The 23,515-nt window shown below is 67.3% G+C and carries 21 protein-coding genes; 13 read left to right on the forward strand and 8 right to left on the reverse strand.

Features of this window, described 5'->3' with window-relative positions; translation table 11 throughout:
* Positions 1-61 precede the first annotated feature (61 nt).
* The 7 genes from LO787_RS10195 (at position 62) to LO787_RS10225 (ending at position 8,690) form a co-directional block, all read left to right on the forward strand.
* Positions 62-2,683 carry a glycoside hydrolase family 3 C-terminal domain-containing protein gene (locus LO787_RS10195; protein WP_232495720.1) on the forward strand — a complete coding sequence of 874 codons (2,622 nt, stop codon included), beginning with the start codon at positions 62-64 and terminating at the stop codon, positions 2,681-2,683.
* Between the two features lie 21 nt (positions 2,684-2,704).
* Positions 2,705-4,024: a pectate lyase gene (gene pelA, locus LO787_RS10200; protein ID WP_232495721.1), complete on the forward strand. Its 1,320-nt coding sequence runs from the start codon at positions 2,705-2,707 to the stop codon at positions 4,022-4,024.
* 183 nt (positions 4,025-4,207) lie between these two features.
* Positions 4,208-5,074 carry an alpha/beta fold hydrolase gene (locus tag LO787_RS10205; protein WP_420847815.1) on the forward strand — a complete coding sequence of 289 codons (867 nt, stop codon included), beginning with the start codon at positions 4,208-4,210 and terminating at the stop codon, positions 5,072-5,074.
* Between the two features lie 69 nt (positions 5,075-5,143).
* On the forward strand, positions 5,144-6,235 hold the full coding sequence (gene pip / locus LO787_RS10210; RefSeq protein WP_232495723.1) for a prolyl aminopeptidase: 1,092 nt from the start codon (positions 5,144-5,146) through the stop codon (positions 6,233-6,235).
* A gap of 105 nt (positions 6,236-6,340) precedes the next feature.
* Positions 6,341-7,237, forward strand: a complete 897-nt coding sequence (locus tag LO787_RS10215) for an AraC family transcriptional regulator (protein ID WP_232495724.1) — start codon at positions 6,341-6,343, stop codon at positions 7,235-7,237.
* Between the two features lie 90 nt (positions 7,238-7,327).
* Positions 7,328-7,645 carry a hypothetical protein gene (locus tag LO787_RS10220; RefSeq protein WP_232495725.1) on the forward strand — a complete coding sequence of 106 codons (318 nt, stop codon included), beginning with the start codon at positions 7,328-7,330 and terminating at the stop codon, positions 7,643-7,645.
* A 43-nt stretch (positions 7,646-7,688) separates the two neighbouring features.
* Positions 7,689-8,690 (forward strand): proline iminopeptidase-family hydrolase, encoded by a 1,002-nt coding sequence (locus tag LO787_RS10225; RefSeq protein WP_232495726.1) that lies wholly within the window; start codon positions 7,689-7,691, stop codon positions 8,688-8,690.
* Between the two features lie 54 nt (positions 8,691-8,744).
* Here the strand turns inward: LO787_RS10225 and LO787_RS10230 are convergent, their stop codons facing one another.
* Positions 8,745-11,609 carry an ATP-binding protein gene (locus LO787_RS10230; RefSeq protein WP_232495727.1) on the reverse strand — a complete coding sequence of 955 codons (2,865 nt, stop codon included), beginning with the start codon at positions 11,607-11,609 and terminating at the stop codon, positions 8,745-8,747.
* A 284-nt stretch (positions 11,610-11,893) separates the two neighbouring features.
* Between LO787_RS10230 and LO787_RS10235 the strand changes: the two genes are divergently transcribed.
* The gene (locus LO787_RS10235; protein WP_232495728.1) at positions 11,894-12,328 is read left to right on the forward strand and encodes a cupin domain-containing protein; all 435 of its coding nucleotides are present in this window, start codon (positions 11,894-11,896) and stop codon (positions 12,326-12,328) included.
* 71 nt (positions 12,329-12,399) lie between these two features.
* Here LO787_RS10235 and LO787_RS10240 read toward each other — a convergent pair whose 3' ends face one another.
* The 3 genes from LO787_RS10240 to LO787_RS10250 form a co-directional block, all read right to left on the reverse strand.
* The gene (locus tag LO787_RS10240) at positions 12,400-13,413 is read right to left on the reverse strand and encodes an aldo/keto reductase (protein ID WP_232495729.1); all 1,014 of its coding nucleotides are present in this window, start codon (positions 13,411-13,413) and stop codon (positions 12,400-12,402) included.
* Positions 13,414-13,429: 16 nt separating this feature from the next.
* Positions 13,430-13,726, reverse strand: a complete 297-nt coding sequence (locus tag LO787_RS10245; RefSeq protein WP_232495730.1) for a putative quinol monooxygenase — start codon at positions 13,724-13,726, stop codon at positions 13,430-13,432.
* Positions 13,727-13,797: 71 nt separating this feature from the next.
* Positions 13,798-14,595: a DJ-1/PfpI family protein gene (locus tag LO787_RS10250; protein ID WP_232495731.1), complete on the reverse strand. Its 798-nt coding sequence runs from the start codon at positions 14,593-14,595 to the stop codon at positions 13,798-13,800.
* A gap of 110 nt (positions 14,596-14,705) precedes the next feature.
* Here LO787_RS10250 and LO787_RS10255 point away from each other — a divergent pair, with 110 nt between their 5' ends.
* The gene (locus LO787_RS10255) at positions 14,706-15,623 is read left to right on the forward strand and encodes a LysR family transcriptional regulator (RefSeq protein ID WP_232495732.1); all 918 of its coding nucleotides are present in this window, start codon (positions 14,706-14,708) and stop codon (positions 15,621-15,623) included.
* Between the two features lie 76 nt (positions 15,624-15,699).
* Here LO787_RS10255 and LO787_RS10260 read toward each other — a convergent pair whose 3' ends face one another.
* From LO787_RS10260 to LO787_RS10275, 4 genes are all read right to left on the reverse strand, one after another.
* Positions 15,700-16,458 (reverse strand): alpha/beta fold hydrolase, encoded by a 759-nt coding sequence (locus LO787_RS10260; RefSeq protein WP_232495733.1) that lies wholly within the window; start codon positions 16,456-16,458, stop codon positions 15,700-15,702.
* 138 nt (positions 16,459-16,596) lie between these two features.
* Positions 16,597-17,901, reverse strand: coding sequence for a sugar porter family MFS transporter (locus tag LO787_RS10265; protein WP_232495734.1), 1,305 nt, complete (start codon positions 17,899-17,901; stop codon positions 16,597-16,599).
* 153 nt (positions 17,902-18,054) lie between these two features.
* Entirely contained in the window at positions 18,055-18,675 is a 621-nt protein-coding gene (locus LO787_RS10270; RefSeq protein ID WP_232495735.1) for a pyridoxamine 5'-phosphate oxidase family protein, read from the reverse strand.
* A gap of 16 nt (positions 18,676-18,691) precedes the next feature.
* A complete protein-coding gene (locus tag LO787_RS10275) occupies positions 18,692-19,798 on the reverse strand; it encodes an NADH:flavin oxidoreductase/NADH oxidase (RefSeq protein ID WP_232495736.1) in 1,107 nt (368 codons plus the stop codon).
* Positions 19,799-20,052: 254 nt separating this feature from the next.
* Here LO787_RS10275 and LO787_RS10280 point away from each other — a divergent pair, with 254 nt between their 5' ends.
* From LO787_RS10280 to LO787_RS10295, 4 genes are all read left to right on the forward strand, one after another.
* Positions 20,053-21,033, forward strand: coding sequence for an LLM class oxidoreductase (locus tag LO787_RS10280; protein WP_232495737.1), 981 nt, complete (start codon positions 20,053-20,055; stop codon positions 21,031-21,033).
* Positions 21,034-21,139: 106 nt separating this feature from the next.
* Positions 21,140-22,156 (forward strand): aldo/keto reductase, encoded by a 1,017-nt coding sequence (locus LO787_RS10285; protein WP_232495738.1) that lies wholly within the window; start codon positions 21,140-21,142, stop codon positions 22,154-22,156.
* 14 nt (positions 22,157-22,170) lie between these two features.
* Complete coding sequence (locus tag LO787_RS10290) at positions 22,171-22,590, forward strand: SRPBCC family protein (protein ID WP_232495739.1); 420 nt, start codon at positions 22,171-22,173, stop codon at positions 22,588-22,590.
* A 229-nt stretch (positions 22,591-22,819) separates the two neighbouring features.
* Positions 22,820-23,476 (forward strand): ATP-binding protein, encoded by a 657-nt coding sequence (locus LO787_RS10295; RefSeq protein WP_232495740.1) that lies wholly within the window; start codon positions 22,820-22,822, stop codon positions 23,474-23,476.
* Positions 23,477-23,515 lie beyond the last annotated feature (39 nt).

Raw genomic sequence — 23,515 nt, forward strand, 5'->3', positions numbered from 1 at the left:
GTCTCTTGCAATGTCGAAGCGCACTAGATAGCGCTATCACCAAATAACAGGGGAGAGTACCGTGAAGCACCGAATCGGGCTGCTGCTATGCGCGGCGACCAGCGTTCTTCCAGCCGTGGCACGGGCCGAGGAGCCAAGCACGGCCTCGCTCCAGCGCCGGGCCGCGGAGATGGTGTCCGCGATGTCGCTGGAGGAGAAGGCGGGCCAGCTCAAGGGCGAGGCGCCCGCGATCCCGCGCCTCGGCATTCCCGCCTACGACTGGTGGAGCGAGGGTCTCCACGGCGTCGCCCGCGCCGGGGAAGCGACGGTATTCCCGCAGGCCGTGGCCATGGCCGCCACCTTCGACGCCCCGCTCATCGGGCAGACGGGCGATGTGATCTCGACCGAATTTCGCGCCAAGTACCGCGAGACTCTGGGCACGGACGGCAGTTCGAAGCGCTATCGCGGGCTCACCGTCTGGTCCCCCAACATCAACATCTTCCGCGATCCGCGCTGGGGGCGCGGGCAGGAGACCTTCGGCGAGGACCCCTACCTCACTTCCCGCATGGGCGTGTCGTTCGTGCGCGGGCTGCAGGGTGACGATCCGGTATTCTACAAGACCGCCGCCGTCGCCAAGCATTTCGCGGTCCACAGCGGGCCGGAAAGCAACCGGCATCATGAGGACGTCCACCCCTCCCCCTACGATCTCGAGGACACGTACCTCCCCGCCTTCCGCGCCACGGTGACCGAGGCCCGGCCCGCCGGGATCATGTGCGCCTACAATGCGATCGACGGCGTGCCTGCCTGCGGAAGCCCGCTGCTGGCGCAGAAACTGCGCGGGGACTGGGGCTTTGCGGGGCATGTCGTCACCGACTGCGCAGCGATGGTCGATTTCTTCAACCCCGAAGCCCACGCCTACAGCCGCGATCCGGCGGATGCGGTGGCGAGTGCGGTGCGGGCGGGGACCGACCTGATCTGCGTGGAATTCGGGCGCGACAAGTCGTCCGACCCGGCGATCATCGTCGATGCCGTGCGCCGCAACCTGCTGCCCGAGCCCATGCTGGACCGCGCCATCGAACGCACCCTGACCGACCGCCTGCGCCTTGGCCTGCCCGGCGAAACGACGCCTTACAGTACCATAAGCCCTGCACTGAACGACACCAAGGAGCACGCAGAGCTGAACCGAAAGGTCGCTCGCGAGTCCCTGGTGCTGCTCAAGAACGACGGACTGCTGCCTCTGGCGAAGGCGCCGCGCTCCATCGCGGTGATCGGCCCGAATGCCGACAGCGTCGACGCGCTCGTCGGCAACTACAACGGTACGCCCTCCCACCCCGTCACCATTCTGGAGGGCCTGCGCCAGCGCTTCCCCGAAGCGCGCATCGAGTACGTTGAGGGCACCGGCCATGTCGGCCCGCCGCTCAAGTCCGTGCCCGGCGCGGTGCTCTGCGTCGATGCCGCGTGCAACGCCAAGGGCGTGACCGTCGAGGAGTTCGCCGGGCCCGAGACGACGGGCAAGGCGGTGAGCCGGAGCACCCGCGCCGACGTCGGCTTCGGCTGGGGCCGCCCGGCGCGTGCGCAGCGTCGCAGCGCGATGCGGTGGAGCGGGTGGATCGTGCCCGAGGCCACCAGCGAGTACCACTTCCGCATGAACCTCGACGACGGCTACCGCATCCTCGTCGATGGCACCGAGATCGCCGATGCGTGGGATCCGGGCGACCCGCCCTCGATCCACAACGACGGGGTGACGCTGACCGCGGGGAAGGCGCATCGCATCGTCGTCGAGGCGCGGCAGGAGGGCGATCGCGGCGACCAGTCGCTGCTGTGGACCGACATGCGCGAGCAGGAGGGCGCCGCGCTTGCCGCCGCCAGGAACGCCGACCTCGTCGTCTTCGCCGCCGGGCTCAACGCCAGGCTGGAGGGCGAGGAGATGCGCGTCAACGCGCCGGGCTTCGCGGGCGGCGACCGCACCAGCCTCGACCTGCCCGCGCCGCAGGAGACGCTGCTCGAACAGCTTCACGCCACCGGCAAGCCCGTCGTGCTGGTGCTGATGAACGGCAGCGCGATGAGCGTGAACTGGGCGCAGGCCAACCTGCCCGCCATCGTCGAGGCCTGGTATCCGGGCGGCGTCGGCGGGCGCGCGGTGGCGGACATGATCGCGGGCGACTTCTCCCCCGCCGGTCGCCTGCCGGTGACGTTCTACAGCTCCGCCGACCAGCTTCCGGCCTTCGGCGATTACGCGATGAAGGGCCGCACCTACCGGTACTTCGGGGGCAAGCCGCTCTACCCCTTCGGCTATGGCCTGAGCTACACCAGCTTCGCCTATGCCCCGCCGGTGGCGGCGAAGAGCGTGGTCGCGGGCAAGCCGCTCGAAGTCTCAACCCGGATCACCAACAGCGGCAAGCGCGCAAGCGATGAGGTGGCGCAACTCTACGTGCGCCATGTTGGCGCTGGCACCGGCGGCACTCCGGCGCCGCGCCACGCGCTGCAGGGCTTCTCGCGCATCCACCTCGAACCCGGCGAAAGCCGCGAGGTGCGCTTCACGCTCGAAGCCCGCGCGCTGAGCAGCGTCGACGACAAGGGCGCGCGCAGCGTCCTGCCCGGCGAGGTCGAGATCTGGGTCGGCGGCGGCCAGCCCGACACCGGCGCACCGGGGGGCTGGATCAGGACGAAGATAACCGGCAAGACCATGCCACTGCCGAAATAAGGCGGATCGGGAGAGAGAAACATGAACCGCTTCAGGACGATACTGCTCGCCACCACGCTTTCCTGCGCCACCCTCGCCGGGATGGCGCAAGCCGCCACCATCGGCACCATGACCCCGGCCGAGCCGGTGACCGCCACCCGCATCGCCGCGCTTCCGGCGGCCCAGCGCGCGGCGTGGGACGGCTATCTCGCCCGGTCGAAGGCGCTGATGGCGGCGGACCAGGCCGCGCTCGTCGCCGAGCGCAAGGACCATCCCGCCAGCAACCCGCCCGCGGGCCCCTCGGGCGGCGGCGGGATGCCGCTGGACCGGCCCGCCGCATGGTACGCCGGGGCCGAAGCGCGCCGCGTCGCCGCCACCATCGTCAGCTTCCAGACGCCGGCGGGCGGCTGGGGCAAGAACATGGAGCGCTCCGGCCCCGCCCGCGTCCCCGGCGAAAGCTGGGTGCCGCACGAGAACCTGCCCGCCAATGCGCGCGAGGACATCGTCAGCGCCACCCCCGAATGGCGCTACGTCGGCACCATCGACAACAACGCCACGCTCGACGAGATGCGCTTCCTCGCCCGCGTGCAGGCGCAGGCCCCCGGCAAGGAGGGCGACGCCGCGCGCGCCGCGTTCCGCAAGGGCCTCGCCTACCTGCTCGAAGCGCAGTTCCCCAACGGCGGCTGGCCGCAGGTCTACCCGTTGCAGGGCGGCTACCACGACGCGGTGACGTACAACGACGACGCCATGGCGCAGGTGCTCGCGCTGCTGGACGACGTGGCGGCGCGCAAGGGCGACTTCGCCTTCGTCACCCCGGCCGAGGCGGCAAAGGCGCGCAAGGCCGCCGGGCGGGGCATCGCCGTGATCCTTTCCACGCAGGTCCGCGCGGGGAACGGGGCGCTGACCGGCTGGTCGCAGCAGCACGATGCGCTGACGCTGGCTCCGGTGGGCGCGCGCAATTTCGAGCCCGCCGCGCTGTCCAGCAACGAGAGCGCGCGGCTGCTCGCGGTGCTGATGGCGCAGCCCTCGCCCTCGCCGCAGCTTGTCGCGGCGGTGCATTCCGGCGCGGCCTGGCTGCGCTCGGTCGCGGTGCGCGACAAGGTGTGGAGCAATGCGCCCGACGACAGCGGCCTGATCGGTCGGCACCTGTCCAGCAAGCCCGGCGCAGGGCCGATCTGGGCGCGGTACTACGACATGAAGACGCAGCAGCCGATCTTCGGCGACCGCGACAAGTCGATCCACGACGACGCCAACGAGATCAGCCTCGAACGGCGCAACGGCTACAGCTGGTACGGTGCCGGACCGGCGCAGGCGCTCAAGCTGTACGACGAGTGGGCGAAGGCGCATCCGCAGAAGGGCTGAGGCGACTTCCGGGCAAGGGGGCGGTGCAACCGCCGCCAACTGCCAATTGCAAAAATCCCTGATGTGCCCGCCCGTTCCAGCGCCGAAGATCGGTGCCGTGACGGGCGGGCATCCGCTGCGCCGCGTCGGTCTGCGGAGAGCATCGTGGTCGGAATATCGGTGATCGAACAGGTCGGGCAGAAACTGCCGACAACCCATCACCGCACCGCGCAGGTCGCGGGGCTGGAGATCTTCTACCGAGAGGCAGGCCCGGCGGATGCGCCGGTCGTGGTGCTACTGCACGGCTTTCCCAGTTCCTCGCACATGTACCGCAACCTCATCCCGCAACTGGCCGATCGCTACCACGTGATCGCGCCGGACTATCCGGGCTTCGGCCTCTCCGCGATGCCGTCGCGCGGGGAATTCGCCTATGGCTTCGACAGCTTCGCAGAGATCGTCTCCGGCCTGCTGACGCAACTCGGCGCGGAACGGTATGCGCTCTACATCATGGACTACGGCGCGCCGACCGGGTTGCGGCTGGCGCTCAAGTACCCCGAGCGCGTGACCGCGCTCGTCGTCCAGAACGGCAATGCCTACGAGGAGGGGCTGCAGGCCTTCTTCGAGCCGACGCGCAGGCTGTGGGCCGACAACAGCGAGGCCAACCGCGACGCGATGCGGCCGTTCATGGCGCTCGAAGGCACGAAGTTCCAGTATGTCGACGGCGTCAAGGACATCTCGCGGCTGGACCCGGCGGCGTGGCTGTACGACCAGATCTTCCTCGACCGGCCGGGCGCGCAGGACATCCACCTCGACATCATCTACGACTACCGCACCAACGTGGAACTGTACCCCGCCTTCCACGCCTATTTCCGCGAGCATCGCCCGCCCGCGCTGATCCTGTGGGGCGCGAACGACCAGATCTTCCCGGTGGACGGCGCGAAGGCCTTCCTGCGCGACCTGCCCGACGCCGAACTGCACCTGCTCGACAGCGGCCACTTCGCGCTGGAGGACAAGGCGGACGAGATCGTGCCGCTGATGCGCGCCTTCCTGTCGCGCCATCTGGCGCGCTAGGCGGATCATGCTTACGGGTTCCACTGGGTGTCGGCGTTTCGGCACTTCCTTGACCAGACAGGCCTGCGCATGACCGATCTCTCCCGCCTCCAGTCCGCCAGCACCGTGACCGACGAATGGTCCTATCCGCAGGCGGAGGCCAACCGGAGCGGGCTGCTGCAGGTCGATGAGGCGCCGGACCACAAGCTCTACTGGGAGGAATACGGCAACCCGGACGGCGAGCCGGTGATGTTCCTCCACGGCGGCCCCGGCGGGGCCTGCGCGCCCGTGATGGCGCGCTTCTTCGATCCCGCGCGCTACCGCGTGATCCTGTTCGACCAGCGCGGCTGCGGCAAGAGCGTGCCCACCGTGGCGGCCGCCGGGCCGGAAGTCGCTCTGGTGCGCAACACGACCGATCATCTGGTGAACGACATCGAGGCACTGCGCGGCGCGCTCGGCATCGAGGGGCCGATGCACGTCTTCGGCGGCAGCTGGGGCAGCACGCTGGCGCTCGTCTACGCGATCCGGCACCCCGCCCACGTCGCCTCGCTGATCCTGCGCGGCATCTTCCTCGGCGCGCCCGAAGACCTCCACTACATGTACCAGGGCAACGCGGCGAGCTTTGCCGAAAGCCCGTATGGCCTCGCCGCGCCGGGCAGCTACGTGACGTATCCGGATGAGTGGAAAGCCTTCGTCGAGGTCATCCCGGCATCGGACCGGGGCGACATGATGGCGGCCTACAAGGCGATCTTCGACATGCAGGCGACCACGCAGGAGCAGCGCGACCTGCAGCTGCGCGCCGCCATCGCGTGGTCGGTGTGGGAAGGCACGATCTCCAACATGATCCCCAAGGACGACGATCCCGGCAAGTTCGGCGAGCCCGACTTCGCCCTGTCGTTCGCGCAGCTCGAGGCGCACTACTTCGCCAACGCGCTGTTCCTCGAACCCGACTACATCGTGCGCAACATCGGCAAGGTCGCGGCGATCCCGATGCACATCGTCCATGGCCGGTTCGACCAAATCTGCCCGCTGACGCAGGCCTCGCGCCTCGTGGACGCCCTCGCCGCCGCCGGAGCGACGCCCGCGACGTATGTGAAGACGAATGCCGGACACAGCGCGATGGAGGCGCAGACGGCCATCGCCCTGACCGCGATCATGGACGCCCTGCCGCCGATCGGCTGACGGCGCTCTGTTCGCCCCGGACACGGCACCGTTCGGCGAGAGAAAGCGCGCAATGGTTGCGGGTGCAAGTGATCGTCTCCGTCCTGACATGATGCAGGCCCGACGATGACGACAACCAGCACGCCCCTGATCGCGCAGGCGAAGGCGATCTTTCCCAACCTCCATATCGAGGCGGAAGAGCGCAGCGGTCGCTCCATCGCCTTCCGCGGGCTCGACCGCTTCACGCTCACCCGGTTGCAGGTGCCTGCCAGCAATGTCGACGCACGCGGGCGGCGGTCGCGCCGGGACGGGCTGGAGCCGCGCCTCAAGCTGATCTGGCAGCTCTCCGGCACGATGCGCTACGAGGATCAGGACCGCAGGCTGGAACTGCGCGCGGGCAACATGCTCGTCTCCGCCCTCGACAACGACTATCGGCTGGAGATGGGCGAGGGGCACGAAGCGCTGATGGCGACGTTCGACCCGCAGGCCCACCCCGAATGGGCCGACCTTGCCGGGCAGGGTCTCTGCGCCGTCACCCCCGGCAATGCGGCCACCGCAGCGGCGGCGGCAGGCGCGCGAATGCTGCTGTCGAAGGGCGCGACCGACGCCTCCGCCGAACTGGCGCTGAAGGCAATGATCGACCTCTCGCTGCGCGGCGTCCGCTTCGCGCCGCCCGCCCATCCCGCAACGCCGCCGCTGATCGCGAGGGCGCGGCTCAACGTGCTGCGCAACATCGCCGATCCCGACTACGGCCCCGAACGCCTCGCCCGCGACATGGGCATGTCGCGCCGGTCGCTCTACGAGCGGCTGGCCGGGCACGACACCACCCCGGCCCGGCTCATCCGGCGAGTGCGGCTCCACAATGCCCGGCGCGATCTTGCCGGAGCGGGCGGACCGACGATACTGGAGATCGCGCTGGCCAACGGCTTCCCGGACGGGGCCAGTTTCAGCCGCCACTTCAAGGCGGAATTCGGCGCGACGCCCAGCGACATGCGCCGCTTCGCGCCGCATCAATGCACCTGACGGCAAGCCCTCGCACCCGGCGACAAGACGCATGCCACCTCTGCCGCTAGCGCGCCGGACGTCCCGAATGTTTCCCGGAACTTTCCAGTAATGTCCCTTTTCTCTCGCAGCCTGTCCATCGCCCTCGCCTTTGGCATGGTCGGTCTTGCCACCACCGCCGAAGCCCGCGACCGTCGGGCCGATGACGAATACCGTCAGGCCAAGCTGGCCGTGAAGGACCGCTGCCGCGCTATCAAGCGCTCGGCGCCACGCATCATGGGGCCGGGCAACGGCCGCATGACCTTCACCGCGCCCGCCCGGCCCTCCGCCCGCGAAGCCTGTCTGCGCGACGGCATGCGCGAGGCCCGCGCCCGCCGCGACGCGCACATGGCGCATGACAGCCGCCGCGAGGCACACTCGACCAACTGACCGGCACCGCGCCGACGCCCGAACCCGCTCAGGAGGCAAGGATATGGATATCGTGACCCCATCCCCCCATCGACTCGACCGCCGGGAATTCGTGAGCGTCGGCGCGCTGGCCGCCCTGCTGGCGGCCGCTCCGGCGCGCGCAGCGGCAGCACCTTCGGGCGCTGCGGCGCAGGACGGCGTGCGCTGGATCACGCTCGACAATGGCCACAAGGTCTGGACGCAGCGCGTGGGCAGCGGCAAGACCAAGGTGCTGCTGCTCCATGGCGGTCCCGGCTTCTCGCACGATTACCTGCAGTGCTTCGCCGACTATCTGCCTCAGGCGGGCTACGAGCTGTACTTCTACGACCAGCTCGGCTGCGGCCTGTCGGACCGTCCCGAGGACACGAGCCTGTGGACGCTGCCGCGTTATCTCGACGAGTTGGAGCAGGTTCGCACCGCTCTCGGCCTAGAGACGTTCGTCCTCTACGGCCACAGCTGGGGCGGCATCCTCGGCACCGAATACGCGCTGCGGCATCCCGAGCGCCTGTCGGGCCTCGTCATCTCGAACATGTCGGCCAGCATCGCCGACTACGTGAGCTACATCGCCAAGCTGCGCTCCTCGCTGCCCGAGGCGGCACGCAAGGAGCTGGACCGGCTGGAGGCCGCAGGCCAGTCCGAGAGCGAGGCCTACACCGCCATCGTCGAGCGCGAACTGTACCCGCGCTACATCCTGCGCCTCGATCCCCATCCCGAGCCCGTCCTGAAGGCATTCACCGCCGTCAATCCGGTGATCTACAGGCAGATGGCCGGGCCGAACGAGTTCGTCTTCTCCGGCAATCTCGAAGGCTGGGACCGCTGGGCCGACCTTCCCCGCATCCAGACCCCGACGCTGGTCATGGGCGCTCGCTATGACGAGATGGACCCCGCCAGCATGAAGCGGCAGGCCGAAATGCTCCCGCACGGCAGCCTCTTCATCAGCGAGAAGGGCAGTCACCTGTCGATGTGGGACGACCAGCGCGCGTATTTTCAGGCCCTGCTCAAGTTCCTCGGGACGATCAGGGCCTGATCGCAGGGGGCAGGCCCGTCCTTGCAGGGGGCGGGCCTGCTTTCCCGCTGACCGCTATCCGCCGCGCAGGCGTTCAAGGATTTCGCCCGAACGCACGACATCCCGGCTGCACAGACTCGGATCGAACCGCGCATGGATCATCGAGAGAAGCCGCGCCGCTTCCGTCCTTTCGCCCGCGTCGTCCAGCAGCTCGGCAAGGTCCATGGCCGCGCGCAGTTCGAAAGTGAGCGCGCCGATCGCCGCGGCGGCCTCCACGGCCTGCCACAAAGTCTGCCGGGCCCCCTCCATGTCGCCCTCGTGCCGATGCACCAGCCCTTTCACGCGCAGGATTTCGGGAAGGCACCAGCGCTCCGCCTGGATATCCGACCGTTCATGTGCAGCGGCGATGCTGCTCCTTGCCTCATCGAGCCGGTCGTGTGCCAGTGCCGCTTCCGCCAGCATGGCAAGGTACATCGGTACGCGGATCACGAAATTGTTGCGGATCAGTGCATCGATAGCCGCGCGCATCGTGTCGACCGATTGCGGATCGCCCTCCGCAGCGGCGATCGCGCCGTCGAGGAAGCGGCTCACCGGCGACCAGATCGCGGTTTCATGCAGGCTGAGATTGCGCGCCAGCAGGGCGCCGTTCCGCCGCGCCTGTTCGATGTTGCCGAGCAGCAGCGCCAGCGGCACGCCGATCTGCGCCAGCGCGTTCGACTGGGATACGCGGTGATCGAGTTCCGCGGCGCGGTCGAGCGCGGACTGCATGATCCCCTGCGCCTGCCGGTGATCGCCGCGCATCCACACGGCGAGCGCCAGTCCCACCCGGATGCCGACCAGCCGGTCCACCTGAAAACGTGCCACGCGCGCCTGCTCCAGCGCAGGAACCTGGCTGCGCGCCAGTGCGGTAAGCCCGGTCGCCGCCTCCTCGACCTCGCCGAGATAGAACCGCGTCATCAGGGTCAGCCGCGTGCCGTCGGGCATGGCCGTCACGTCGTTCTCGCGTTCGGCCAGCACCCGGAACCGCTCCAGCGTGGCGAGCGCATGCCCGTGGCGACCGGAAAAGCTCTGCAGGACCGCATGGCCCCACAAGGTCCGCAACTGGTAGTCGGTGCTGCCGAGACCGAGGGCAAGAAGGTAGCCCTCCTGCCACGCTGCATCGACTTCCCTGCCGAGGTGCTCGGAGAAATTGAGGCCGGATGCATAGCTGGCCATCAGCTTCATCTTCACTTCCGGGTCGCCCGGCTCGGTTCCGTCGATGGCCCGCAGCGCTCTCCCGGCCCGCTCCACGCTTTCGGCGATCGTGGAAAGCTCATCCCACAGCGGGATGGCCGCCGCAGTCAGCCGTACGCCAAGCGGTGCATCGCCGTCGTCGCCGAAAGCCCATTCGATCGCCTTGCGCAGATCATTGGCCCGGCGGCCGTAAGCGGCGGTCCATTCGCTCCGGGCCCGCCACGCCCATTCCGCTTCCGCCCGCTCGAACACCACGAGCAGGTAATCGGCGAGACGTTGCTGGGCACTGCGGTGCTCCCCGCTGGTCGCCAGTTGCGCCGCCGCGAACGAGCGTGTGGCGTCGAGCAGGCGATAGCGCAGCGCGCCATCGAGGTAGGTCACCGAAACCAGCGACTTGGCGACGAGGCTCTCCGTGCCCGCCGCGATTTCGGCAACCCGCACGTGCCGGTCATCGGCGACGCCGATGATGTCCTCCATCGAGAAGGCCCCGGTGAATACCGACAGCAGGCGCAACAGTTGAGCCTCGTCCCTGGACAACAGGCGATAGCTCCAGTCGAGCGTGGCGAGCAGGGTCTGGTGACGCGGGTTGCCGTTGGATGCTTCGAGGCTCAGCGCATCGAAACTTTCATTCAACAGGCCCAGCAGGACGACGGGGCTCGATGTCGAAAGGCGACCCGCTGCCAGAACGATGGCGAGCGCGATCCCGTCCAGCCGTCGGCAGATGGCGGCGACGACTGGCGCGTCGTCGTCGCTGAAAACATAATCCCAGGCCTGCTCCGCCAGCGTCACGAAAAGTTCCACGGCTGGATAAGTCATCGCCTCCCGCGCAGTCAGCTCGCGCCCGGCATAAGGGGTCTGGAGCGGGCCAAGCCGGAACACCGACTCCGACTTCGAGCCCATCGGCTCACGGCTCGTCGCGAAGATCAGGACGCAGGGCATCACGGTTCGCAGGTGCTCGGCCAGGGTTGCTACGGCATTGCGAACGTGCTCGCAGTTGTCGAGCACCAGAACCATCGATCGCCCGCGCAGGATATCGACGATCTGCGCCAGCAGGTCGGCCGCGTCGCTATGCACGCCCAGCGCCGTCGCCACCGCCGCGCCCACCAGCTGCGGGTCCGTCAGCGATGCGAGGTCGACGAAGCAGGCCCCGTCGCCCAGCCGCTCCTCCAGCCGCTCCGCGACGCCAACGGCCACGGTGGTCTTGCCTACGCCTGCCGGTCCGACGATGGTGACCCACCCTTCGGCCGCCAGCCTTGCCTCCAGCCCGGCGATCTCCTCGTCGCGTCCGACGATAGCTGACGTGATCGGAAGGCCCGCCAGCGGTGTCGATGCGATGGGCGAGCCGGGAAGCTGCTCGGCCGGAGCGACCGCCTGCTCCACCGCCACCTGCACCGGAGCCACGAAGCGATAGCCGCGCCCCGGCACCGTGACGATGTAGGGCAGGTCCGCCGTAGCGTGCGGCAGGAGGCGGCGCAGCGCCGATATCGTGACCTTGAGGTTGCTTTCATGGAGGTAGGTGTTGGGCCAGACGTGGCTGCGCAGCGCTTCCTTGCTCACCACCTCGCCCGCGCGCGACACCAGCAGTTCGAGCATGGCCAGCGCCCGGGACCCCGCGACGACCGGCACCCCCTTGCGCAGGAGGAGCTGGCGATGCGGAACGAAGACGAAATCTCCGAACCTGTACTCCCGGGTCTGCCTGTCGATCATCGCCCCACGCCTGCCCGATGACGTCCGCATGAGCGGTCCGGTTCGAGATGGAGTACCGGCGCTGCGCCGCCGCGCGCGGACGCGAGACCCGGCACTGATACGTCACGAAAATTCGGTCCCAATTGCCCCGGATGCAACGCGATTGAGAGCAACTGCCCCGTGCAGCCGTGCGCGCCGGGCCGCCTGAATTCACCTCGTTTTACTCGACTGTACCTCAGCCACGCTCGCACTGCGGCTCCAGCTCAGCCCCTTGATGGAGTGACCGTTCCTTGCCTGGCTTCCCCATGTCGAAGATTGCCTGCCGAAGCACGCCGATCCTGCTCGCCGCCGCCGTCCTGCCCGCCGCCGTTCACGCTGCCCCCTCAACCGTGCGAGTCGAGCCGGTGTCGCGCACCGCAGTGACGACATCAGGCGATCCGATCCGGATTCCCGAGGGCACCGACCGTATGGTGACGTCGAAGTACACCATCGCGCCCGGCGCCTCGCTCCCCGTCCACAAGCATCCCGGCCCGCGCTACGGCTATGTCCTGTCGGGCAGCATCGTCGTCACCAACGTCGAGACGCACCGCGAGACGACGTTCCATGCGGGCGACATGATCGTGGAGGATGTTGGCCGCTGGCACGAGGCGCGCAACGACGGGAAGGAGCCGGTCGTACTCCTCGTCATGGACTTTCTCGGATCGGACGGCGGCAACGTCGTCCTGCGCGACGGAAAGTAGCCACATGAGGAAAGGAGCCGACGACCTTGCGATCGTCGGCTCCTGTCTGCTCTACGGTTACTGCCGCGCGATCACGCGCCGCCGGGGACCGGAGCCGCCGGGTTGACGACCCCCGCTGCGCGCAGTTCGCGCCAGAAGTCCACCGGCACCGCTTCGTTGAGCGCCGCGGTGTCCTCCGCAATGCGGCCGGGGCGGCTGGCGCCCGGGATCACTGCCGCAACGGCCGGGTTGGCCAGCGCGAACTGGAGGCCCGCCGCCTTCATGCTGATGCCGTAACGGTCCGCCAGCGCTTTGATCGAAGCGACCCTGGCGAGGATTTCCGGTGTCGCCGGGGCATATTCGAAGTTCGGCCCGCCGACCAGCGCGCCCGAGCTGTACGGACCGCCGACGACGATCCCGAGGCCACGTTCGGCGACCATCGGCATCACCCGCTGCAACGCACGATCGTGGTCGAGCAGGGTGTAGCGGCCCGCCAGCAGGAAGCCGTCGGGCTTGGGCCCTTCCAGTTCGAGCAGCAGTTCGATCGGCTCGACGCGGTTCACGCCGAGGCCCCAGGCCTTGACGACGCCTTCGTCCCGCAGGCGGTCGAGCGCCTTGAAGGCTCCCTTGCGCGCGCTTTCGAAGATGCCGACCCATTCGTCGCCGTAGAAGTCCTGCGCGACGTCGTGGACCCAGGCGATCTCGATGCGGTCGGTCTTGAGGCGCTTGAGGCTGTCCTCGATCGAACGCAGCGTGGCGTCTTCCGAGTAGTCGTTGACGATGCGGTTGGGACGGCCATGCTTGAACACGTCGCCCTTCTCGCCGAGGTCGCGGGCGCTGACGTCCTCCACTTCGTCGAGGATCACGCGGCCGACCTTGGTGCTGATGACGTATTCGTCGCGCGGCTTGCCGACGAGCGCGTCACCCAGCCGGATTTCGGCCAGACCCGCGCCGTAGAACGGCGCGTTGTCGAAGTAGCGGATGCCGTCGTGCCATGCGGCTTCCACGGTCGCGCGGGCTTCCTCCTCGGGAATGTCGCGGAACATGTTGCCGAGCGGCGCGGCGCCGAAGCCGAGCTTGCTCGGCAGGATATCCTTGAGTGCCATTGAAAGTGTCTTTCGTTCAGACGACCAGCAGCGGATCCAGCGCCGCGGCGGTGCGATCGGCCAGGTCATTGATCTGGGAGAGATAGTTCTGGAAGTGCGGGGTCGCACGGTGCGTGGAATTGGCTGCGCTGTCCACGTAGAGCTCGTCCAGCACGAAACGCGTCGGGTTGGTCTGGTCGATCCACAGATCGTAGCGCAGGTTGCCGGGCTCCTCGCGGCTCGCGGCGACGAGGTCTTCGAGCAGCGCGCGCAGTTCGTCCGCCTTGCCTTCGCGGGCGGAGAGGATGGCAACGACCTTCACGTTATTGGACATCGCAGGGTTTCCTTTCAGGTTTGCGGAGCCGGCGGGCCGCCGTCGTAGCGCCCCGCCGGTCATCCGCGTTCTCATGCCGAAACGAGCTGGCTATCGAGGGCTTCGACGAAACGCGCCGAGATCGGGTGGTCCGAACGCGGGTTCTGCCCGGTGATGAGTTCGCGGTCCACGATCACGTTGGGTTCGAAGTCCACCGGGTTGGTCAGCACCTCGCCGCCCGCCGCGCCAAGGGCGGTCGGCATGTCGAAGTGCATCTTCGCGTGCAGGATGTAATCCTCCACGACCTTCTCCTCGGTGGCCGAGAAGACCGTCATCCGGTAGCCCGCGTACTGCCAGCCCTTCGCGAGTTCGGCCGCCTTCACGGCGTCCCCGGCGATCAGCGCGGCGCGGAATTCGGGGGCGTTCGGCATCGCCGCGACGACTGCGATCGGGCCGTGGCAGAGCAGCGCGGTGGGCTTGGCGCGCTCATGGAAGTGGCGCAGGATCTCGCCCATGTCGGCGTCCTGCATCAGGTCGACGACCGGAGCCTGACCGCCCGGCACGAAGACGCCCGCGTACTGGTCGAGGCCGCCGTCGATCACCGAACGCAGCGTGCGCACGTCGTTCATGGCGGGGTCGTTCGCCCAGAAGTCCTTGGCGCGGGCGTAGGCGGCCTCGTCGTTCTCGAAGTGGGCGACAGCATCCGAAGCCTCGTCGATGTGCGGCTTGGTGCCGTTGGGCGTGGCGAGGACGACTTCGTAGCCCGCCTCGATCACGGCCATCGCCGGAACGACGGTCTCGTTGAGGTACTGGCCGGTAGCGCCCCAGCCGCCCTGGACTTCGATCCGGGTTGCGTTGGAACCGATCACAAGAACTTTACCCTTGGTCATGTCAGTCTCCGTTGGTTGATGTCTTTCTGGACACCGCCAACATGCTCTCTCGGCACATATTCCAGAACTTTATTTCTATTATTTCAGATATACGTGTTATGATATAAGTGATGCGTTACGACCTGAACCTGCTGCCGATCTTCGTCGCCCTGATGGAGGAGCGCAGCGTCACCCGTGCGGCGGAGCGGCTGGGCATGACGCAGCCCGCGCTGTCCAACGCCCTCTCCCGCCTGCGCGCGATGCTGCAGGACCAGCTGTTCATCCGCGAACGCTACGGCATCCAGCCGACGCCGATCGCGCTGGAGCTGGCTCCCGTGATCGCCGACGCACTGGCGAAGCTCGACGATGCGGTGCTCGGCCAGCAGGACTTCGATCCCGCCACGGCAGAGCGGCTGCTGACGATCGCGCCCAACGGCTATGTCGAGTTCGTGCTGGTGCCCGCCATCGTCGCGCGGCTCCAGCAGGTCGCGCCGGGCATTCGCCTGCGCCTGACGCCATATGGAACCGATCTGGCGGAGACCGGCGTCGTCTCGGGCACGACCGCGCTGGTGCTGGGCCGCATCACCGATCCGCCGGACAACCTCGTCGTGCAGCACCTGATGGACGAGGGACTCGACTGCGTGGTCCGCACCGACCACCCCGAAGTCCGCGACACGATCACGCGCGAGCAGTTCGAGCGGCTGCGGCACGTCAACGTCATGCCGCCGGGCCGCCTGCGCGCGGGACTGTTCCAGGCCCTTGCCCAGCAGCATCTGCGGCGCGACGTGGCGATCTCGGTCACGAACTTCTTCGCGGTGGCGGAGATGGTGGCGGTGACCGACTACTGCGCCACGCTGCCAAAGCTGATCTGCCGCCGGCTCGACCTCGACCCGCGCATCAAGGTGCTCCCGGCCCCGGTAGACCTCGGAACCTTCCCGATCGAGATGGCGTGGCACGTCCGTTATCGCCACGACCCCGCGCATCGCTGGCTCAGGACGACGATCGGCGAGATCATCGCCGAAATCTCCGCGAGCGCCGCGCGTAGCTAGGGGCCGGGCAGGAACGTCCATCGCGGACCTCCGCGAACCGCGCCCGCGCCGACAGGTTGCGGCGCGGGCGGGAGCATTACTTCTTCGCGGTCGCCGCGGCCTCGATGAAGCTTGCGACTTCCTTCGGGTGGGTGAGCATCACCGCGTGCGAGCTGGCGATTTCCAGCACCTTGCCGCCGGTACGCTTGGCCATCGTACGCTGCTGGCTTGGCGGGATCATGAAATCCTTGGTCGTCACCATGAACGAGGTGGGCTTCACCTTCCATGCCACCTTGGTGAACTTGAACTGCACCGCCGCGACGCCCCACGGCACCTGGCCGGCAGCCATGAATCGGGTCAGCGACGGGTCGGCACCGGCCGCGAACGCATCGGGGAATTTCGCCTGATCGACGAGGAGGAAGCCGTCCGTAGGTCCGACCAGCGGCGCGTGCGGCTCACCGGGAGTGGGCTGCTCGGCAAGCTGGATGATGCTCTCTCCGGCGTCGGGTGCGAAGGCCGCCACGTAGACCACGCTGGCGACCTTGGGATTGTCGCCCGCCTGGGTGATGACGCCGCCACCATAGGAATGGCCGACGAGGACCACGGGATGCTTGGCCGCGGCGATGACGCGCTCGGTTGCCGCTACGTCGCCCTCCAGCGTGGCGGTCGAGTTCTGGACCATCAGGACTTCGTAGCCGTCCTTGGTCAGGATATCATAGACGGGCTTCCACCCGGACGCATCCGCGAAGGCGCCATGGACGAGAACGACCGAAACCGGTTTCTCGGCCTGCGCCTGCGCGGCGATAGGAAGGGCGGCGAAGAACGCCGCCAGCATTGCAGATTTCCAACGGGACATTTCGTCAGTCTCCTATGCTGCGCACGCTCACGAAAACGTGCGCACGCAACCGGAGATGTCCGCACGATCAGGGGCTTGAACAACCTGAGAAGCTGAGACACGCTTGTGCCGGACTGCACAGCATCCGACACCCCCTCGTCACAGGCCGGTTTCGAGCGATTCCAGCGACCTGCGCTTGGTTTCGGGGAACCAGACCAGCACTACCACGAACTGCAGCGCCATGCAGGCAGCGAAGAACACGAAGGGCAGGCCGCGCATGTGCATCGCCACCAGCGGAAAGGCCGTCGCGATGATCGCGTCCATGAACCAGTGGGTCGAGGAACCGAGGCTCTGCCCGCGTGCGCGCACGTCGGTCGGGAAGATTTCCGAGATGTAGACCCAGATCACCGCGCCCTGGCTGAACGCGAAGGAGGCGATGAACCCGATCAGCAGCCACAGCAGCAGATCCTGGTGGCTGCCGGTCAGGAACACCGCCGCGACGCCCGCAAGCGACGCGGTGACGCCCGCCGCGCCGACCAACAGCAGGGTCTTGCGCCCGAAGCGGTCGATCACCGTGAGCGCCAGCGCGGTGAAGATCAGGTTGCACGCGCCGATCACGATCGCCTGCCGGTCGGCCGAAACGGTGTCGAACCCGGCCGCGCCGAAGATGTCGTTGAGGTAGTAGAGGATCGCGTTGATACCCGAGAGCTGGTTGAAGCTGGCGATCGCGAAGGCGAGCAGGATCGGCTTGCGATGGCGCCTCCAGCTGAGGCGCGGGGCCGCGCTGACGGCCTCCGCCCGGCGATAGGCAGCGAGTTCGGCGTCCGGGTCCGTGGTGCCGAGCGCGGCCAGGACTGCGCGCGCTTCCTCGCCCCGCCCCTTCGCCGCCAGCCAGCGCGGGCTTGCGGGGATGGTGAACATCATCGCCAGCAACAGCAGCGCCGGGATACCGGTGACGCCGAACTTGACGTGCCAGTCGAGCACGCCGAGGTCGAGCGAGGTGACCAGCGCGTTGCTGAGATAGGCCACGAGGATGCCCAGTACGATGTTGAGCTGGAACGCGCCCACCAGCATGCCCCGACGCTCGGCCGGAGCGATCTCGGCAATGTAGACCGGGGCCAGCACCGAGGAGGCGCCCACCGCAAGCCCCGCAAGCACGCGGAACACGATCAGCGCACCCCAACTCCACGCGAACAGGCAGCCGATCGCCGAGACGAAATAGAGCACCGCAATCGCCACCAGCGCATTGCGCGCACCGAACCGGTCCCCCGGCGCGCCCGAGAACAGCGCTCCTGCCAGCGTGCCCCACAGCGCGCTCGAAACAGTGATGCCGACACCTGCGGCATCGAGGCCATAAGCCTGACGGATGCCTTCGGTGGTCCCGGCAATGACGGCGGTGTCGAAGCCAAACAGCAGGCCCGCAAGGGCGCCGACGGCGACGCCGCGGATCAGGAGAGCATTCATTACGGGCCGCAACCTCTCGTTCTCTGTGCTGGTGATGCCAGTCTGGACGCGGCCCGCTTGGGGCCGTCGCAGGCATGTCTAGCAGAACGCAAGGCGCTGTCGCGTGAAGCTTTTCCTATCTTTCGGATTTATGCGATGAAATGGCGGCGACGCTCAGTCCCTGCCCTTAAGCTTGGCGCGAAGCCCGGCATTCTCCGCCTCCAGTTCGGCCAGCCGGTCCCGGAAGGGCTGCATGGCGCTGGCCAGTTCGGCCTCGGTGAAGCGCGGGGTGATGTGCTGCGGGCAGTTCCAGTCGAACGCCGCCAGCGTAAGGCGGAAGATGCGCTCCGGCCTTGCGCGGTAGCCGGGATCGAGAACCCGCTCGCGCAAGTCCGGGTCGTCGTCGAGCGCGATCACCTCGGCGCGGGCATAGATCTTGAGCCGGGCGCGATGTGGGTAATCCATCAGGAACAGGCAGACCCGCCCGTCCGCCGAAAGGTTGCCGAGGCTGATGTACTGCCGGTTGCCGCGATAGTCCGCGAAGGCCAGCGTCCGCTCGTCCAGCACCTTGAGGAAGCCCGGCGCGCCGCCACGATGCTGGACGTAAGGCCATCCCGTCTCCGAGACGCTGGCCATGTAGAAGCTGTCGCGTGCGGCAATGAACTGCATTTCGGCACCGGTGAAGCAGTCCGGCCCACTGCCCTCGACGCCGTCCCACATGTAGCCGGTGCCCATCTGCGCCTGCGCGGCGCGGACGCCGGGCGTCATCGCGATGTCGAGAAAGCCTGCGGTCACTGCCTCTCCCCGTCGATCAGGCCAGCCTGAACAGGTTCCTGGCCCAGCGCGGCTCACACCGCATGTACTGGCCAGGGGCAGGAACGGTCGCGCCCAGTTGCGCGGCGGCATGCCACGGCCAGCGCGGATCATAGGCCATGACCCGCGCCAGCGCCACCGCATCCGCCTGACCGGTGGCGAGAATGCTCTCCGCTTGCTCGGGGCTGACGATGAGGCCCACGGCGATGACGGGCATCTTCACCGCCGCCTTGATCGCGGCGGAAAACTGCACCTGATAGCTTGGCCCCACGGCGATCTGCTGGGCCGGGTGGAGGCCGCCGCTCGATACATGTATCCCGTCGCAACCGCGCTCCTCCAGCGCCTTGGCGAAGACGATCGACTGCTCGATATCCCAGCCGCCGTCCACCCAGTCCGTCGCCGACAGACGCACCGTGACCGGCCGGTTGGAGGGAAAGTGCGCGCGCACTGCGTCGAACACCTCAAGCGGGAAGCGCATGCGGTTTTCCAGCGAACCGCCGTACTCGTCGTCACGCTGGTTGGACAGCGGCGACAGGAACTGGTGCAGCAGGTAGCCGTGCGCGCAATGGACCTGCACCAGACTGATCCCGATGTTCGCCGCGCGCTCCGCAGCCTGCCCGAAGAATTCCCGGACGTGCGCCAGATCGTCCTTGCTCATCGCGACGGGCGGGTGGTCGCCCTCATTGAACGGGATCGCGGAAGGGGCGTAAGTCTGCCAGCCGTTGTCATCGTCAGGGCCGATGTGCTTGCCGCCCAGCCACGGCTTCTCCTGCGACGCCTTGCGCCCGGCGTGCGAGAGCTGGACCGCGATCGGTATCTCCGAGACATTGCGGATGGTTTCGAGCACGCCGCCCATCGCGAGCGCCGTCTGGTCATCGTACAACCCGACATCGGCATAGGATATCCGCCCGGACGGCGCGACCGCCGTCGCCTCGATCGTGAGCATCGCCGCGCCCGACATCGCGAGCCCGCCCAGATGGATGAGATGCCAGTCGGTCATGCAGCCGTCGACCGCCGAGTACTGGCACATCGGGGCGATGATGATCCGGTTCGCCAGTTCGAGGTTCGCGATCCGGATGGGCTGGAACAACCTGGGTGTGGACATACTGGCCTCGCCACTGGGTAAGCGGATGGGACCACAGCGTAGCGCCTTCGCGTCCGTCATGAACTTTAAGCGAGATAAATCCGTGTGAATCGGCTCGTGCGAGGCGACGGCGGCGAACATCCTCCACGTGGAGCTAGCCGCACGCTAATGCCTCGCTATTCGCGCGCTACGACGTTTTACGTGACATCGCCTGCCGGAGTGCGGACGCTGGCGGAATTGCCCCTGGCACCCTGTTCACCCCTCGGAGAGCCGACATGCGGGAACTCTCGGCACTGGCGCAACTCGTGCGTCCCGGCGGCATGACCATCGGGCTGGAGCTTCCGCTCGACAACGAATGGTCCCCGGAAGGCGAAGAACGCCGCCTTGCCGACGGCCGCCCGCGCGGTGTACCGGACCTCACGCGCCACGCCGCCTTCGCCCGCAAGGCCGACCGCCTCGGCTTCGCCGCACTTTGGCTGCGCGACGTTCCGGTCTTCGACAGCGTGCGCATGGGCGATGCCGGGTCGGTATTCGACGTGTTCAGCTACCTCGGGTTTCTTGCCGGGATCACGCAGGACATCGTGCTCGGCACCGCAGCGGTCATCCTGCCGATCCGCCACCCGCTGATGACCGCCAAGGCCGCCGCAACGGTGGACGTGCTGTCCGGCGGTCGCCTCGTGCTCGGCGTGGCCTCGGGAGACAGGCCCATCGAGTATCCGCTGTTCGGCGTCGATTTCGACCAGCGCGGAGCCATCTTCCGCGAGGCCGTTCAATACATACGCGGCGCATGGGAACCGGGTGGCTTGCCTCTCGGTGACGGGGATCGCGAGCCCACGCTGGACATCCTGCCCCGCCCGTTCCAGCCCCGCATCCCGATGATCGTGGCGGGCCGCGCGCAGCAGGAGGAGCGCTGGATCGCCAGCCACATGGACGGCCGCATCGTCTACCCCGGACCTCTCGAACGACTGGCCCGGGAAGCCGCCGACTGGCAGCGCGAGGGCCCGCCCGGCGGCGCGTTCCTGACGCCGTTCCACCTCGATCTTGCCGAAGATCCTGACGAGGAAGCGAGGCCCATCCGGTTCGGTGCCCGGCTGGGTCGCAATGCACTGATCGAACACCTCGCGGCGCTTGCGCGGGCAGGCGTTCATCATGTCGCGATCAACGTTCGACAGTCGCGACGCGGGGTTTCGGAGGTGCTGGACGAACTTGCACAGTATGTCCTCCCTATATTCGAAAGCGAACGTTCAGCCGCGTGACCATCGCCCCTTGGGTTCACAAGAATTTATCAGCTTTAACGATCGGTGCTTCGACCGAACCGATAGTCTCTGCGTCCACGCACGTACTCTGTCAGCAGGAGAAGGTATGGGTATCAGAGACGCTTTGCTCGCCGGGCCGATCGGCTTCGGCGCGGCCCCGCTCGGCAACATGTTCCGCAACATTCCCGAGGAGGAAGCGCAGGCGACCGTCGATGCCGCGTGGGATGCCGGGACGCGCTACTTCGACACCGCCCCGTTCTACGGCGCGGGACTTTCCGAAATCCGGCTGGGACAGGCGCTCTCGAAGCGGCCTCGCAGCGAATACATCCTCAGCACCAAGGTCGGCCGCATCATCCTCGACGAGCTTGAGGACGTTTCCGAGCGCGACCTCGGCGAAAAGGGCGACATCTTCAAGTACGGTCGCGCCAACAAGATCGAGATCGACTACTCTGCCAATGGTGCAAAGCGTTCGATCGAGGACAGCATCAAGCGCATGGGAGTCGACTACATCGACTTCGTGTGGATCCACGACACCGCGCAGGATTTCTACGGCGATTCCTGGCTGATCCACCTCGAAACGGCGCGCACCGGCGCGTTCCGGGCGCTCGGCGAACTGCGCGATCAGGGCGTCATCAAAGGCTGGGGCCTCGGCGTGAACCGCACCGAGCCGGTCGAGATCATGCTGGAACTCTCCGAGCCCACGCCGGACAGCACGCTGCTTGCGGGCCGCTATTCGCTGCTCGACCACGAGCACGCCCTCCAGCGCCTGATGCCGTTGGCGGCCGAGAAGAAGCTCGATATCGTGGTAGGCGGGCCATACAGCTCGGGCGTTCTCGCAGGTGGTTCGCACTTCGAGTACGGCCCGATCCCGCCCGCGATCGCGGCCAAGGTGGAGAAGTTCAAGGCGCTGGCCGGCAAGTACGACGTGTCGCTGAAGGCCGCCGCGCTGCACTTCGCCCTTGCCAATCCGGCGGTCGCGTCGGTCATTCCCGGCGCCAGCCATCCCGAGAACGTCATCGAGGATCATGCTGCCTACAAGATGACGATCCCGGATGATTTCTGGACCGAGGTGCGCAAGGAAGGCCTCGTCGCCGCTGCCGCCCCTCTCCCGATCGACAAGTGAGCGGAGGCACGACGATGGCAACGGCATCCTCAAGCATCGACCTCGACGTTCCCGCGCAGCAGGTCTGGGATCTGATCGGCGGGTTCGACTCCCTTCCCGACTGGCTGCCCTATATCCCCAGTTCCGAGCTCAGCGACGGCGGGCGGATCAGGCACCTCGCCAACCCCGATGGCAGTTCCATCGTCGAGCGGCTGATGGCCTTCGACGAGAAGGAGCGCAGCTACACCTACCACATCCTCGAAGCCCCCTTCCCGCAGAAGGACTATCTTGCCACGCTGCGCGTGCGCGAAACCGACGGCGGCAAGAGTTCGCGCGTGGAATGGTTCGGTGAGTTCACGCCGGTCGGCGTCACCGATGTGGAAGTCTCGGCACTGTTCCAGGGCATCTACGACGATGGCCTTGCCGCACTCAAGGCGCACTACGACGCCAAATAGTCGCCGGATATCCGGCGAATGATATCGACCGGCGATAGGGGATGTTGGGATCCTCTTTCGCCGGTCGTCATGTATTGACCATGTAGTCGTGACGAATATTTGAGTATCCGGACACCTTCGGATTTTCGAGTCTTCACAACGCTTAACCCCAGCTCCGGAAACAACCTGATACTCTGCAACAGTTCGACGCAATCGGCCGGACCTGCTGCCGCTACAGGGAGTATTCCAGATGCATCTCAACCTCACGCAACCTGAGCCCGTTCGCGCACCGATGGCCGCCGTCTTCGCGAACCACCTTCTGCTTGCCGAATACATCCATCGCTCGGCGAACGACTTCGCGGTCGTATGCGCCGAAGTCGATGTCGCCGGACAGGAGACGACGCTCGAGCGCGCCCGCGACCGGCTCGATACCGTCGTGGAGCGCCTGTACTCGCTCGCTGCCATCCAGCGTCTGCTGCAGCCGCCCGAACTGGAGGTCATGGACCTCGGCAACGAACTGGGCGATCTTTGCCACCACCACGCACAGGCCCGTTTCGCCGAGCAGGGTGTGTTCGTCCAGCTCCGGGCTGCGAACATCGAACTCGATTCCGAACGGGGATGGGCGCTGCTCATGATCGTGTCGGAACTGCTCACGAACGCCGCGCGCCACGCTTTTGAAAGGCCCGGCGGATTCGTGAAGGTCGATCTCATCCGCTGCGGCGAGGAACTCGTCTGCCTCGTCAGCGACGACGGCGTCGGCATGGGCGGCCATCGGCCCGCCGCCAAGCCCCGCATGGGCACAGCCATCGTGCAGGAACTCGCCCGTAATGCCGGCATCCGGATGAACGCGCATCACTGTTCGATCGGCACGATGTTCGAGATGCGCATGCCACTTCTGCCAAACTGAAATCTTCCCCGCTTCCGCCGCAGCGAGCGACGGAAGCGG

Source organism: Novosphingobium kaempferiae (assembly GCF_021227995.1).
In the GTDB taxonomy this organism is placed as follows: Bacteria; Pseudomonadota; Alphaproteobacteria; order Sphingomonadales; family Sphingomonadaceae; genus Novosphingobium; species Novosphingobium kaempferiae.